This is a genomic window from Rhizobium sp. 05L419 (assembly GCF_056397845.1).
The window spans coordinates 356491-371346 of record NZ_JBFTOF010000003.1; the positions used below are offsets into that span (position 1 = coordinate 356491).

General features: G+C 61.5%; 13 protein-coding genes. 9 read left to right on the forward strand and 4 right to left on the reverse strand.

Annotated elements, in window-relative coordinates; translation table 11 throughout:
- The first annotated feature begins 306 nt into the window (after window positions 1-306).
- The 4 genes from AC1DMK_RS05775 (at window position 307) to AC1DMK_RS05790 (ending at window position 3797) form a co-directional block, all read left to right on the forward strand.
- A complete protein-coding gene (locus AC1DMK_RS05775; protein ID WP_037058574.1) occupies window positions 307-600 on the forward strand; it encodes a metalloregulator ArsR/SmtB family transcription factor in 294 nt (97 codons plus the stop codon).
- Window position 601: 1 nt separating this feature from the next.
- A complete protein-coding gene (locus AC1DMK_RS05780; RefSeq protein ID WP_037058575.1) occupies window positions 602-1768 on the forward strand; it encodes an MFS transporter in 1167 nt (388 codons plus the stop codon).
- Between the two features lie 28 nt (window positions 1769-1796).
- Complete coding sequence (locus AC1DMK_RS05785) at window positions 1797-2918, forward strand: alkene reductase (protein ID WP_477857650.1); 1122 nt, start codon at window positions 1797-1799, stop codon at window positions 2916-2918.
- Between the two features lie 75 nt (window positions 2919-2993).
- Window positions 2994-3797: an aminoglycoside phosphotransferase family protein gene (locus AC1DMK_RS05790; RefSeq protein WP_477857652.1), complete on the forward strand. Its 804-nt coding sequence runs from the start codon at window positions 2994-2996 to the stop codon at window positions 3795-3797.
- Here AC1DMK_RS05790 and AC1DMK_RS05795 read toward each other — a convergent pair.
- Complete coding sequence (locus AC1DMK_RS05795) at window positions 3794-4804, reverse strand: NAD(P)H-binding protein (RefSeq protein WP_477857654.1); 1011 nt, start codon at window positions 4802-4804, stop codon at window positions 3794-3796. The genes AC1DMK_RS05790 and AC1DMK_RS05795 overlap by 4 nt on opposite strands.
- Before the next feature lie 91 nt (window positions 4805-4895).
- On the opposite strand from AC1DMK_RS05795, the gene AC1DMK_RS05800 reads away from it, so the two are divergent.
- On the forward strand, window positions 4896-5807 hold the full coding sequence (locus AC1DMK_RS05800) for a LysR family transcriptional regulator (RefSeq protein WP_477857655.1): 912 nt from the start codon (window positions 4896-4898) through the stop codon (window positions 5805-5807).
- A gap of 27 nt (window positions 5808-5834) precedes the next feature.
- On the opposite strand, the gene AC1DMK_RS05805 is transcribed toward AC1DMK_RS05800, so the two are convergent.
- Window positions 5835-6116: a DUF2188 domain-containing protein gene (locus tag AC1DMK_RS05805; RefSeq protein WP_037058582.1), complete on the reverse strand. Its 282-nt coding sequence runs from the start codon at window positions 6114-6116 to the stop codon at window positions 5835-5837.
- Window positions 6117-6350: 234 nt separating this feature from the next.
- On the opposite strand from AC1DMK_RS05805, the gene AC1DMK_RS05810 reads away from it, so the two are divergent.
- Window positions 6351-7448, forward strand: coding sequence for a calcium:cation antiporter (locus tag AC1DMK_RS05810; RefSeq protein ID WP_477857658.1), 1098 nt, complete (start codon window positions 6351-6353; stop codon window positions 7446-7448).
- A gap of 53 nt (window positions 7449-7501) precedes the next feature.
- Here the strand turns inward: AC1DMK_RS05810 and AC1DMK_RS05815 are convergent, their stop codons facing one another.
- Together AC1DMK_RS05815 and AC1DMK_RS05820 are read right to left on the reverse strand one after the other, a co-directional pair.
- The gene (locus AC1DMK_RS05815) at window positions 7502-8713 is read right to left on the reverse strand and encodes a GGDEF domain-containing protein (RefSeq protein WP_477857660.1); all 1212 of its coding nucleotides are present in this window, start codon (window positions 8711-8713) and stop codon (window positions 7502-7504) included.
- Between the two features lie 148 nt (window positions 8714-8861).
- A complete protein-coding gene (locus AC1DMK_RS05820; RefSeq protein ID WP_037058587.1) occupies window positions 8862-10064 on the reverse strand; it encodes a pyridoxal phosphate-dependent aminotransferase in 1203 nt (400 codons plus the stop codon).
- 373 nt (window positions 10065-10437) lie between these two features.
- Here AC1DMK_RS05820 and AC1DMK_RS05825 point away from each other — a divergent pair, with 373 nt between their 5' ends.
- The 3 genes from AC1DMK_RS05825 to AC1DMK_RS05835 are packed head-to-tail and all read left to right on the forward strand — an operon-like array spanning window position 10438 to window position 14770.
- Complete coding sequence (locus tag AC1DMK_RS05825) at window positions 10438-12792, forward strand: marine proteobacterial sortase target protein (RefSeq protein ID WP_477857662.1); 2355 nt, start codon at window positions 10438-10440, stop codon at window positions 12790-12792.
- Entirely contained in the window at window positions 12782-13561 is a 780-nt protein-coding gene (locus AC1DMK_RS05830) for a class GN sortase (RefSeq protein ID WP_477857664.1), read from the forward strand. The genes AC1DMK_RS05825 and AC1DMK_RS05830 overlap by 11 nt, the downstream gene beginning before the upstream one ends.
- A gap of 57 nt (window positions 13562-13618) precedes the next feature.
- The gene (locus AC1DMK_RS05835; protein WP_477857666.1) at window positions 13619-14770 is read left to right on the forward strand and encodes a PQQ-dependent sugar dehydrogenase; all 1152 of its coding nucleotides are present in this window, start codon (window positions 13619-13621) and stop codon (window positions 14768-14770) included.
- Window positions 14771-14856: the final 86 nt, after the last annotated feature.

Consider the following 14856-nt stretch of genomic DNA (forward strand, 5'->3'; position numbering starts at 1 on the left):
AGAAAAAATTGCTGCAATGCATAGCAGGCATGCGCAAACAGCCATTGAAATACGCCTCTCAAAGCATCATATCGCACTCAGCTGATGCACATGGTGGTTCTCTCCCAGTGCCACCGCGTTAGCTGTTCCCCTCTGGAGGTTTATTGACCTTCACACCTTAAAGGGCCCCGACATTTCGGTGGCCCTCTTTTTTTGCTTAAAATTTAACCAGACAGAATGCGAGCGCATCACCATCTCGTGACTTGAATATCGAATACCATCAATCCATATATCGGCTATAAACGATTTATAGTTCGGCTGGTAACGATGGATAAAGACGAAATCCTCAAGGCGCTGTCCCATCCCACGCGGTTGGAGATCCTGAATTGGCTGAAGAATCCGGAGGCGCACTTCAGCTCTCAGGAGCATCCGCTTGAGATGGGCGTATGTGCCAGCCAGTTCGAGCGATGCGGCCTATCGCAATCAACCGTCTCCGCACATTTGGGGACATTGAGCCGCGCCGGTCTCGTCAACACCAGGCGCGTCGGCCAGTGGATTTTCTACAAGCGCAACGAAGAAACCATTGCTGCCTTTTTGAAACAGCTCGCTCAGGATCTGTAAAATGCCCTTAGCCCTTGTTGTCCTGGCCTTGAGCTCTTTTGCGATAGGTACCACGGAATTCGTCATCATGGGCCTCCTGCCCGAAGTCGCTTCCGACCTTTCCGTCACCATTCCGCAGGCAGGCTGGCTGGTTACAGGCTACGCGCTGGCCGTCGCCGTCGGCGCGCCGATCATGGCCGTCTCCACCGCCCATCTGAAACGCCGCACCGCATTGATTGCACTGATGGCGCTCTTTATCGCCGGCAACCTGCTATGCGCCCTGTCGCCCGACTACTGGGTTCTGATGGTCGCCCGCGTCGTCACCGCGCTCTGCCACGGCGCATTCTTCGGCATCGGCTCGGTCGTCGCTGCAAACCTCGTAGCGCCTGATCGCAGGGCACGGGCAGTCGCCCTGATGTTCACCGGCCTGACACTCGCCAATGTCCTGGGCGTGCCGCTCGGCACCGCGATCGGCCAGGCCTATGGCTGGCGCTCGACATTCGCCGTCGTCACCGGTATCGGCATCCTCACCATCATCGGCCTGATCGCCATCCTGCCGAAGGATAGCAATGAGGAGCAGGGCAACATCTTCCGCGAAATCGCTGCCCTGAAGAACGGCCACCTTTGGCTGGCGCTGTCGACAACCGTCTTCTTTTCGGCTTCGATGTTCGCGCTCTTCACCTACATCGCGCCGCTTCTGCGCGACGTCACCGGCCTGTCGCCAGAAGGCGTCACCTGGACGCTGTTCCTGATCGGCCTCGGCCTGACGATCGGCAACCTGCTCGGCGGGAAGTTTGCCGACTGGAAGCTTGGTGCAACGCTCGCCGGCATCTTCGCGCTGATCGCGATCACATCGGTCGCCTTCAGCTTCACCAGCCGTTTCCTCATTCCGGCTGAAATCACCCTCTTCCTCTGGGCGATGGCGAGCTTCGCGGCGGTTCCCGCCTTGCAGGTTGGCGTCGTTCGCTTCGGCAAGGATGCGCCCAATCTCGTTTCGACGATCAACATCGGCGCCTTCAACACCGGCAACGCGCTCGGCGCATGGGCAGGCGGCATGGTGATCCAGGCCGGCTTCGACATGACCCGCGTTCCACTTGCCGCCGCGCTGATGGCCTTGATCGGCCTCGGCGCCACCGCCCTCACCTATCTCTCCGCCAAGGGCCAGGCCGCGCCTGTCCCCGCCGAGTGATCTTTCCGCAGACCAAGAAAGGATTCCCATGACCAAGCTTTTCCAGCCAACCGAGGTCGGCGACATCGCCCTCAAGAACCACATCGTCATGGCGCCGTTGACGCGCAATCGCTCCCCAGGTGCGATCCCGAATGACCTCAACGTCGAATACTATCGCCAGCGGGCCACCGCGGGCCTCATCATCACCGAGGCAACGGCCATCACCCAGCAGGGCCAGGGCTATGCCGACGTGCCGGGCCTCTACAGCAAGGAAGCGCTGGATGGCTGGAAGCGGGTGACAGACGCCGTCCACGCAGAAGGCGGCAAGATCGTCGTTCAGATGTGGCATGTCGGCCGTATCTCGCACACCACCCTGCAGCCGAACGGCGGCAAGCCCGTTTCCTCGACAAACACCGTTGCCAAGTCGAAGACCTATCTCGTCAACGAGGACGGCACCGGCAGCTTCGCTCCGACGTCGGAACCCCGCGCACTAGAAGCTTCCGAAATCCCAGGCATCGTCGAGGACTACCGCAAGGCCGCACGCGCAGCGATCGACGCCGGCTTCGATGGCGTTGAGATCCATGCTGCCAACGGCTACCTGATCGACCAGTTCCTTCGCTCTGGCATCAATGACCGTACCGACCAGTATGGCGGCTCGATCGAAAACCGCGCCCGCTTCTTGTTCGAAGTGGTCGATGTGATCACCAAGGAAATCGGCGCGCGCCGCACAGGTATTCGCATCTCGCCGGTGACGCCTGCCAACGACGCGTCCGATCCGGACGCGCAGCCGATCTTCACCTACGTGGTAGAGGGACTGGCAAAGTACGATCTCTCGTTCATCCACATCATCGAGGGTGCGACAGGCGGCGACCGCAACTACCAGCAGGGCGACAAGCCCTTCGACTATGCAGTATTGCGCGCGGCCTATGAAAAGGCCGGTGGCAGGGCGAGCTGGATKGTCAACAACGGCTATGATCGCAAGCTGGCGATCGAAACCGTCGAGAGCGGCCGCGCCGATCTCGTCGCATTCGGAAAGCCGTTCATCTCCAATCCGGACCTGGTCGAACGCCTGAAGGACGACGCTCCTCTGAACGACCTGGATCAGGCCACGCTCTACGGCGGCGGCCCGAAGGGATACGTGGACTACCCGGCACTCGATACCGCCGCGTAACGCCTGCAACGCACATGCCGAAATCCCGCCCTCCGGCGGGATTTCTTTTTTGTCCCGCGCCGCTAGGATGCAGCCATGTTCGAATCTCATATCGACCGGTGGCGACTGACCCTAGACGGTGATGCAATCACCACCCACTCAAGCCACCTCCTGCCCGTCCTTTGGAACGGCAGGCCGGCGATGCTGAAGATCGCCAATGACGAGGCCGAAAGAGCTGGCGGCGCGGTGATGCAATGGTGGGACGGCACCGGCGCTGCCAAGGTCTATGCCTGCGACGCAGATGCTGTGTTGCTCGAACGAGCCGCGGGCAGCCGCTCTTTGCTCGCAATGGCGATGAACGGTGAAGACGAAGCGGCAAGTCGCATCATCTGCCACACGGTCGCCAAATTGCACGCTCCGCGCAACAAGCTTCTGCCGAACCTCATTCCGCTCAGCAGCTGGTTCCGCGAGCTCGCGCCGGCGGCGCGCGCCTATGGCGAAACGCTCGCCGTTTGCTCCGGCATAGCCGAGGCTCTCCTTGCCGATCCCCGCGATCCGGTCGTTCTGCACGGTGACATCCATCACAGCAACATCCTGGATTTTCAGGAGCACGGCTGGCTGGCGATCGATCCGAAAGGGCTCTACGGCGAGCGCGGCTTCGACTACGCCAACACCTTCGCAAACGAGGATCTCCCGACAATCACGGAACCCGGACGTCTGCAACGGCAGTTGCGGATCGTAACTGCGGAAGCCGGCATCGAGCCAAGGCGCCTTCTGCAGTGGATCGCCGCCTATTCCGGCCTGTCGGCTGCCTGGTTCCTCGGCGACGGATCGCTCAAGGCCGCGCAGAGCCCGCTCGCCGTCGCGCGCATCGCGCTCGCAGAACTCGAGCAGGCCTAGTTGGCTCGCTGCGTCGGGGGCGGAGGCGCCGTTTCGCGACGCGGCTGCGGCAGGCAACCGAATGCAACAAGCGTCGCCCGAACCGCTTCGTCGATCGGCGTGTGGGGCTCGCTGCCAAGCTCGGCGACCAGACGCCCATTCGTCATGCGCAGCGGCTTGCGCCAGAGATAGCGCATTTCCTTCAGCTCGCGCAGGAAAGTCACGAAGGGTGCGGCGAGCGGCACCATCCACCAGGCAAACGCCCGGACCCTGTTGTTGCCGCCGACGACCCGATTGATCGCCGCAGCCATCTGGCTGCCATCGGCATCCCAGAAGCCGTCCATGTGATAGACGGCAAAGGGCGGAAGCCGATCGCCGCGCTCGACAAGGCGAACCATGGTCTCCGCCACATCGGGCAGATAGGCCCATTGGTGTCCGACGCCGCGGCTTGCCGGGTTTCTGATTGTCTTGACAGGCTTGCCGGGGACGATCATGCCCTGCGAAAACCAGCTGTTGGCGGCAATCGGACCGAAAAAATCCCCGGCGCGGACGATGATGACCGATACGCCTGCGCGGGAAGCCTGCTCGAGGCGCCTTTCCATTTCGACACGGATCGCCCCCTTCTTCGTCACCGGGTTCTGCGGGCTGTCCTCGCGAAGCGTGGGAAACGAATCCGGCCCGAAATTGTAGAGGGTACCCGGCAGCACGATACGGGCGCCGACGGCGCCGGCAGCGGCGATCGTGTTGTCGAGCATCGGCAGCACCAGCTTTTCCCAGTCCCGATATCCCGGAGGATTGACCGCATGGACAATGATGCTGACGCCCTCGGCCGCCTTCATCACATCGCCGGCGCTCATGGCGTCGCCCTGCATCCATTCGAAGCGCGGCTCGCTCGCCCTCCCCTTGGCTGCATTGCGATTGAGCGCCCGTATCCGCCAGCCGCACGCCATCAGCTTGCGGGCGACTTCGCCGCCGATGCCGCCGGTTGCGCCGAGGATGAGTGCAAACTTCTGTATCTGCTCAGTCATGATGGCCTCCGTCAATTCGATGGCCAGACTATGCGCCGGTCCGCACATAAACAAAATTGACGAAATTCGTGCAACAGCTATACATATTTCCATGAGCGAAGAACCGAACTGGGATTTCTACCGAACCATGCTGGCCGTGCTCCAGCACGGGTCGCTTTCCGCTGCCGCGCGCGAGCTGGGGCTGACCCAGCCCACCATCGGCCGCCATGTCGGCGCCCTCGAAGAACGGATCGGTTCGAAGCTTTTCGTCCGCTCCTCGAACGGCCTGCTGCCGACCGATGCCGCGCTGGAACTTCGGCCCTACGCGGAGACGTTGGCGGCGACATCGGCCGCCCTCCTGCGCGTGGCATCCGGTCACCGGCAGCGAGTTGCAGGGACAGTCCGCATCAGCGCCAGCGAGATCATCGGCGTGGAGGTGCTGCCTCCAATCCTCTCACCGCTGATGGACACCTATCCGGAGCTGCGCATCGAACTGTCGGCATCCGACGCGATCGAGGACCTTTCCAACCGCGAGGCGGATGTCGCCGTGCGGATGGCCGAGCCGACACAAGATGCTCTGATCGCGCGCCGCATCGGCGACATTCCGCTCGGCATGCATGCACACCGTCGCTATCTCGAACGCAATGGCATACCGCAGACACTGGACGACCTTGCGAACCATCGGCTGATCGGCTTCGATCGCCAGACGGCTTATATCAGGACGATGATGAAGCGCTTTCCCATGCCAGAGGAAATCGACTTCGCGTTCAAGGCCGACAAGCCGCTTGCGCAACTTTCGGCAATTCGCGCCGGCCTCGGCATCGGCATCTGCCAGATAGGCATTGCAGCACGCGATCCGGATCTCGTGCATCTGCTGCCGGTGACCTTCGAAATACCGCTCGGTACCTGGGTCGTGATGCACGAGGGCATCAAGACGGCGTCGCGTTACCGCGTCGTCTTCGATGCGTTGGTTGCGGGCCTTATGAGCTATGTGAGGGAAAAACCGCGCAACCGCGCAGTCTGATCGATCGTCAACCGATAGATGGTACGATCAGGCGCGCGGCGAAGCGTCAGCGGAACGGATGATCCTGTGGCCATCGACCACTTCGGTCTCCGGCCGATCGCCGCCTTCGGCATATTCCTCATGCCATTTACCCCTGTCGTCCTGCCAGCTGATCTCGGCGGAATCGCCGCCGACCTGCTGTTCGGCCGCAACGATGCGGGCTGCCTCAAGCGCTTCGGAATGCGTCGGGAATGCTTCGGAATAGACAGCTCCCAGCCGGTAGGCCCAGCCCCCGTCATGCGGGACGACTTCGTAGACCACCTTGACCATGCATATCACTCCTCTTCTTCTTGTTCCGCACCCGAATGCCGACCGGATTGGATCCGGTTTCGCCGCGGGGCCGCTTGGCAAGAAACGAGAGGCGCCGCGATATGCTTCCGGCTGACCGAGACGTCAGTATTCCATTAAATGCCCAAGACTGCAAACATCGCCGGGTGGTCGCTCACTTGATATGTAAAATCATCGCCTTAGACTTCAGATATGAATCAAAGTGGGAGCCGCACCTTGGGGATCGCATCACGCCTGAGAGACGAAAAATACATGGCGGCGGCGCTCATCGTCGGCGTAATCGCCTTCGCGGCCGAGCATGATGTCATGCAAATGGGCCAGGGCGCGGCGCTCATTGCAGCCATAGCCCTCGTCGCCACCATCGTCCTGGCGTCGATGCGCGTCGCACATCATGCGGAAATCCTCGCCATCAAGGTTGGCGATCCCTACGGCACGATGATCCTGACGCTCTCGGCGGTCGCCGTCGAAGTCATCATCCTCGCGATCATGATAACCGGAGAAAGCTCGCCGACGCTGGTGCGCGACACGATCTACGCGGCACTGATGCTGGACATCAACGGGATCCTTGGTCTCGCCGCCCTGCTCGGCGGGCTCAGGCACGGAGAACAGCCCTATAACGACAATTCGGGAAAGACCTATGGCGTGATGATCCTGACGGCCATCGGCATTTCCATGATCGTTCCCGAGTTCGTGCCGGATGACAAGTGGCACTACTACTCGGCGTTCACGATCGTTGCGATGATTGCTCTTTATGCACTCTTCCTGCGCATGCAGGTCGGCCAGCACAGCTATTTCTTCAGCTACAGCTATCCGCGCCACGAGCACACAAAGGACGCGTCGGACGAGCATGATGTCGGAGACTCCACGATGGTATCCATCGTTGCCATCCTCGTCGGCGTCGTGATTATCGGCGCGCTGGCCGAGGTCATGTCCTCTTTGATGGCCGCGGGCCTGAAGGGCACCGGCGCGCCCGTGGCCGTGACCGCTATCGTGGTCGCCGCGATCTCGGCCGCGCCTGAAATCATGACCGCGCTGCGTGCCGCGCTGCGCAACCGGATGCAGGCAACAGTCAACATTGCCATGGGCGCGTCGCTTTCGACGGTCATCCTGACCGTTCCCGTCATGGAGGGGATAGCGCTTTACACCGGGCAACCCTTCATCATGGCGATGTCACCGGTTCAGACTGTGATGGTCGCCATCACCCTCATTGCAGCGGCAATCAACCTGAATGACGGCGAAACCAACGCCATCGAAGGGATGACGCATTTCATCCTCTTCGCGACGTTCATCATGCTGACGGCATTGGGCCTCTGACGCTCCGCAACTAGCAGAAACGGCATCGCCAAAACGTCAATGGGATTTCGCAATCAACAGCTTGGAGCGGAAGATTGGTTCACTTTCCGAGCGAGTTGCAGTGCGTCAGATGAGGCGGCCGACTCACGCATCTGCTCGGAAAGAACCGCCCGGTCGCGCCCGGCGTCCTTGGCGGCATAGAGCGCAGCATCCGCCATGTTCATCAGGCTGCTCCATGAGCTATATCTGCTGCGGCTTGTCGCCACGCCGATACTCACGGTCAACGGCACCCGCTTGCTACCACTCTCCACTACGAGTTCCCGGACCACATCCAGCAAACGCTCGGCAGTTGCCATCGCCTCGATTGCGCCGGTCTTGGGCAGGTAGATGCCGAACTCTTCGCCGCCCAGCCGGGCAAAGCTACAGCCAGCGCGCAGATTGCGGCCGATCGCTTCGGCAAACCTCACGAGAACCAGATCCCCCGTGTCATGGCCGAACCGATCATTGACCTGCTTGAAGAAGTCCAGGTCCATCAGCAGAAGGGCATTGCCTTCCAGCATCACCGTGGGCAACTGCGCCATGAACCAGCGCCTGTTGCCTATGCCGGTGAGCATGTCGGTGTCGGCGGCATGGCGCAACTCGGCCTCCGCTCGTTCCTTGACGAGAATGATGACGAACAGCGCAATTGCGAAATGGCAGATGATCCGAAGGAAGAACGCCCACCTTGGCGTCATTGGCGCAATATCCGGCATCAGCAGGCCGGCGACGACCAGAAGCGCCAACAGCGAGGCAAGGGTGATCGCGGCAGCGAGCACGATCCTGGCAGGAAGCGGCTCCCGCACGCGATCAACAACGATGCTGACGGCAGACGCTGCCAGAAGCATGCAAGCCAAGGCATTGGAAACGCTCCCACGCGCCTCATTGGCCATATGGAAACCGGTCGCGGACGCGATCAACATAAAGAGAGCCGGGACGGCAAGCGCCCACCAGTCCGTCCGTCGTTGTTTACAGCTGCTTAACCTGCGCACGCCGATCCAGAAGAGCGCATAGCCGACAAGGCCGCCGGTGAAGCTGGCGAACGTCCAGACAGAACGAGGCAAAAGCTCACGTTCGCCCAGGCCGGCCAGCGTCGACGCCAAGGCCAAAGAGAAGAAACCGGATGCGAGGATACCGAGCCCCTCGCCACCCCGCGATTGCCAGCGAGCATAGAGAAAGCACACTGCGCCCACCAGAAAGGAACATTGATGGAGCAGAAGAACCGTCGCAAGGTCGAGTTTGATGGCCATGATACCGGAAGCGGAAGAGGTGCAGGAAGGGAGATGGACTTATAATCGACGCTCATTGCGGATCATTTAAGCCGGAACGACATCACGCCCATCCGACGAAAAACCCGCCGTCTCCGGCGGGTTTTCTAGTACGATAGCAGGTAGAAGGTTACTTGCAGGCGCCGCAGAAGCGCTGGATGCGCTTGCAGGCTTCCTCAAGCAAGGTTTCCGACGTTGCGTAGGAAATTCGGAAATTCGGGCCGAGGCCGAATGCCGAGCCGTGGACGACGGCAACGCCTTCGCTTTCGAGCAGCTCCGAAACGAAGTCCTCGTCCGTCTCGATGACCTTGCCTGACGGCGCAGTCTTGCCGATCAGACCGGCGCAGGACGGATAGACGTAGAAGGCGCCTTCCGGCGACGGGCACGAGATACCCTTGGCCTGGTTCAGCATCGAGACCACCAGATCGCGGCGCCCTTCGAAGATCTTCTTGTTCTCCGGAATGAAATCCTGCGTGCCGTTCAGCGCCTCAACGGCAGCCCACTGGGCAATCGAGGTCGCACCTGACGTCTGCTGGCCCTGGATCATGTCCATCGCCTTGATGAGCGGCAAGGGCCCGGCTGCGTAGCCGATACGCCAGCCGGTCATCGCGTAGGCTTTTGACACGCCGTTCATCGTCAGCGTACGGTCATAGAGCTTCGGCTCGACTTCGACGGGTGTGACGAACTTGAAGTCGCCATAGGTCAGATGCTCGTACATGTCGTCCGTAAGGATCCAGACATGCGGATGCTTGAGCAGCACATCGGTCAGCGCCTTGAGCTCGGCATGCGTATAGGCAGCGCCCGACGGGTTTGACGGCGAGTTGAAGATGAACCACTTCGTCTTCGGCGTGATCGCCTTGTCGAGATCGGCGGGCTGGAGCTTGAAGTTGTTTTCCTGCGTTGCCGAAACGACGACGGGCGTGCCGCCGCAAAGGGCAACCATTTCCGGGTAGGAGACCCAGTACGGTGCCGGAATGACGACTTCATCGCCAGGATTCAACGTCGCCATGAACGCGTTGAAGAGAATCTGCTTTCCGCCGGTGCCGACGATCGTCTGTTCCCACGAATAGTCGAGACCGTTTTCGCGCTTGAACTTTGCGGCGATCGCCTTGCGCAGTTCAGGGATGCCGGAGACCGGCGTGTACTTCGTCTCACCGCGATTGATCGCGTCGATGGCGGCCTTCTTGATATTGTCAGGCGTATCGAAATCAGGCTCGCCGGCGCCAAGGCCGATTACATCGCGCCCTTTGGCTTTCAGCTCGCGCGCTTTCTGGGAAACGGCGATGGTGGCTGAAGGCTTCACACGGGAAAGAGCATCGGCAATAAAGGCCATGATATCGGTCCTATACGGTTGAACTGGGCAGAAAGCCGGGACCGGATCTCTGCGCTAAGCTCTATGTCCAATGTGAGCAGGCATTTCAAGCGCAAACGCGCGATGGAGCCAATGATTCTTCGTGATCGATTCGCCGCCGCTGTCGGCGATTGGCGCCACACTCGCTTCGACGCAACGGCTCGGTTTGCGAAGAGCGTGAATCAACGTCTGAACACAGGTCGATTTATGCCTTGAAATCAAAAACTTCGCCAATTTCCGCCTTTGCCACGAATTCGCCGCAACAAATACCGCGGCACGCCGCAATTCAGTCGTGAGCCCGCCGAGATCGAAGCCGCATCTTGGTGCATCCGAAATTGGTTATTGAGGGCATACCATGTTTCTGGAAGACGAATTTGCTGTAAGGCGCCTACGGGTCAATCGCCGTTGCCTGTCATTGCTGGTTGTGTTTGTAGCCTTTGCCGCCTCTGTTCTCATGACGTTCGGGCTGGTAACGGCTGCTTGCGCTGACGAAAGCCGGCCAAAGAGCGAACAGCTCGCCGGCCTCGTGCGACCAAACGACGTCAACAGCGGCTCGCTGCTTTTCCCCGCCAAGGAGCCCGGCTTCTTCGTCGAGGCACCGCGCCTGAAGACCGATGTCCAAATGGACGTGTCCGGTCCCGTTGCGCGCATCAAGGTTACACAGCGCTTCCAGAACCCCAGCAAGGGTTGGGTCGAAGGCACCTACGTCTTTCCGCTCCCGGAGAATTCCGCTGTCGACGTCCTGAAGATGCAGATCGGCGAACGCTTCATCGAGGGCCAAATCAAGCCCCGCCAGGAAGCCCGCGAGATCTACGAGCAGGCCAAGGCCGAAGGTAAAAAGGCCGCCCTCCTCGAGCAGCAGCGCCCGAATATCTTCACCAATCAGGTCGCCAACATCGGCCCCGGCGAAACCATCGTCGTCCAGATCGAGTATCAGCAGGCTGTTCACCAGTCAGGCGGCGAGTTTTCACTGCGGTTCCCGATGGTCGTCGCACCCCGCTACAATCCGGCACCGATCGTTCAGACGGTGGAATTCAACAACGGCGCCGGCTTCGCGGTGCCCGCCGATCCCGTCGAAAATCGCGAGAAGATCGAGGCGCCTGTCCTCGATCCCCGCGAGAACGCCAAGATCAATCCGGTCGCTCTCACCGTAAACCTCAAGGCCGGCTTCCCGCTCGGCGACGTCAAATCCTCCTTCCACGACATCGACGTCCGGCAGGATGGGGACCAGAACAGAACGATTGCGCTGAAGGCGGAAAGCGTTCCGGCCGACAAGGACTTCGAGCTGACATGGAGGGCCGCACCAGGCAAGACGCCGAGTGCCGGTCTCTTCCGGGAAGTCGTGAACGGCAAGACCTACCTGCTTGCCTTCATCAGCCCGCCGGCAACGCCGGACGCGTCGGCCGCCCCCGTCAAACGCGAGGTCGTCTTCGTCATCGACAACTCCGGCTCCATGTCCGGTCAGTCGATCGAGCAGGCTAAGGAGAGCCTGGCACTCGCCATCTCCAGGCTCAATCCCGACGACCGTTTCAACGTCATCCGGTTCGACGACACCATGACGGACTACTTCAGCGGCCTTGTCGCCGCCTCCCCCGACAATCGCGAAAAGGCAATCGCCTATGTTCGCAGCCTGACGGCGGACGGCGGTACCGAAATGCTGCCGGCCCTGCAGGACGCCCTGCGCAACCAGGGCCCGGTCGCAAACGGCGCGCTTCGCCAGGTGGTATTCCTGACCGATGGCGCGATCGGCAACGAACAGCAGCTGTTCATGGAGATCACCCAGAACCGCGGCGATGCCCGTGTGTTTACGGTCGGCATCGGCTCCGCGCCCAACTCCTACTTCATGACGAAGGCGGCAGAGATGGGCCGCGGCACCTTCACCCAGATCGGCTCGGCGGACCAGGTTGCGAGCCGCATGGCAGAGCTCTTCGGCAAGCTGCAAAACCCTGCAATGACCGATATCGCCGCAACCTTCAACGGCGTCAAGGCGGAAGACATCACGCCCAACCCGATGCCTGACCTCTATGCCGGCGAACCGGTCGTGCTGACGGCCGAACTGCCGGAGGCAAAGCCGGCCGGCAAGCTGCAAATCATCGGCAGGACGGGCGCCCAGCCCTGGCGCGTCGACATGGACATTGCCAATGCGGCCGATGGCCAGGGCATCTCGAAGCTCTGGGCGCGCCGCAAGATCGACGATCTCGAGGCCCGCGCCTACGAACGTCAGGATCCGGCCGCCCTCGACAAGGAGGTCGAGACCGTCGCGCTCGCCCATCACCTCGTTTCACGCGCGACCAGCCTCGTCGCCGTCGACGTCAGCCCCTCACGCCCCGCCGACGCACCGCTGGGCTCGGCCAAGATACCGCTCAACCTGCCGGAAGGTTGGGATTTCGAGAAGGTTCTTGGCGACGGCGCACCGTCTCGTGCCGCGCCGGGCGGCAACGCGCCCGATCATGCCATGGCCGCTCCGCAACAGGAGTTCGCCGAATTGGCCGCAACCCGGATGGCCGCCGCGCCGACACCGAAAGCTGCAAGCCTCATTGCGCAGAAATCGGCCTCCGTGAAGCTGCCGCAAACGGCAACCCGCGCCGACGAGCAGATCATGCGCGGATTGACCGCCCTGTTGTTGGCAATCGCAGCGGCGAGCGGATTGGCTGTCTGGCGACGCCGGGTGCGCGGCGTGTTTGCGGGGGCCCAGCGCAATGACCGCTAGACGGGGAAAGGCCATGGGGTTTGGCGAGGTGGACGACTTCGGCCCGCTGCCGACCTATCTCGAACTCGCCATGGCGACGGCTGCCGCGACGGCCTATGACCTCCCCGAGGCCAAGCAGGGCGGCTCCATCCTCCCCCGCTTCTCCGCAGTCGAAAAAGCGATCGCCATCAGCATCGCGATCCTGGCGCTTTACGGAGCCCTCCTGATCAGCGACGGGCTCTACATCAAGGCGAAGGCCGAGCTATCACAGCTCCTGCTCAAAAGAGCCTTCGCTGCTGAGTTGCGCGGCGAAGATGYCAAGCCGTGGCCCTGGGCCGACTTCACCACCGAGGCGGAGGTCAGCGCTCCCCGCCTCGGAAAGCATGCAATCGTCCTGTCCGGCGCCTCGGGCGAAGCACTCGCCTTCGGCCCGGCATGGCTCACCAATACCGCGCAGCCGGGCGACGAAGGCACATCCGTCATCGCCGCGCATCGCGACACGCACTTTCGCTGGTTGAAAGACGTGCGGGCTGGCGACGAGATCGAAGTCACGCGGCGTGACGGAAAGGTTTTGACCTTCAAGGCCGGCGAAGGCCGCGTGGTAGCGTGGGACCAGAGCGGCATCGATCCCGCAGCGCAGGGCCGCCACCTCGTTCTCGCGACCTGCTGGCCCTTCGGTGCAACGGAACGCGGACCGCTTCGCTATATCGTGGAGGCCGAACTGGTCGACGCCGCTCCGACCGGCGCGCTTCCTTCGACAAACACAAACCCGTTATCCAAGGCCGAATAGGGTTGAAGCCTATACCCCGCCGCGCCACCTTCTTCCAGACAAGAGACGGGATGGACGATGAAGAGACTTCGGGAAATTGAGTTCGCCGCAATGGTCGCAATGGCAGCAGCTGCCATCTCCGTTCAGGCCTTCGCCGCAGATGTTGTCCAGACCAAGAAAGTGGAAGTTCAGGTCGAGACGATTGCCGAGGGCCTTGAACATCCCTGGGCCCTCGCAATCCTCCCGGACGGCGCCTATCTCGTGACCGAGCGGCCCGGCCGGATGCGCATCATCCGTGACGGCAAGCTTTCCGCACCCATTTCCCGCGTTCCGGAGGTCAGGAACCGGGGTCAGGGCGGACTTCTGGATGTCGAGCTCGCTCCGGACTTCGCAACCAGCCGAACAATCTACTTCACCGCCGCGACAACCAACAAAAATGGCTCCGGCACGGAGGCTTTCCGCGCATCGCTTTCGGCGGACGAAAAGACGCTTGAGAACGTCAAGTCGATCTTTGCGATGAGGCGCTTCACCAGCGGCAACATTCAATACGGCTCGCGCATCGCCGTTGCCGCGGATGGCTCTGTCTTTATCAGCATCGGCGACCGCGGCGATCGCGACCGGTCCCAGGACTGGAAGGACGACGCCGGCGCAATCGTTCATATCAACGCCGATGGCAGTATACCGAATGACAATCCTTTCAAGGACGGCAGCAAGACGCTTCCGGAGATCTGGTCTAAAGGCCATCGAAATCCTCAAGGCATCGCATTCGATACCGCTGACGGCAAACTCTATACCGTCGAGCACGGCGCTCGGGGCGGTGACGAGATCAACCATGTAGAACCCGGCAAGAACTACGGCTGGCCCGTGATCACCTACGGCCGCGACTATTCCGGCGCGGAAATCGGTGAAGGCACTGCCAAGGAAGGGCTCGAACAGCCCCTCTACTATTGGGATCCCTCGATCGCCCCTGGCGCGCTCGCCATCTATCACGGCAAGATGTTTCCCGAGTGGGACGGCGATTTCCTGGTTGCCGCGTTGAAATTCCAGCTGCTCTCGCGCATGCAGCGCGACGGCACGGGTGCCTTCGTGGCAGAGGAACGCATGTTCGACGGTTCCTACGGCCGCATGCGCGATGTCGTGGTGGCCCCGGATGGAGCTCTGTTGATTGTGACCGATGAGGACAACGGGGCAATTCTGCGCGTCTCGCGCGCTCCGGGCGGCAACGGCTGAATGCCGGCCGCCGTACCTCTCTGGGGGTCGCGTCGGTGCATCGGTTCACCACATCGAATGAGGCGCGCAAATCGACCCGCGCGCCC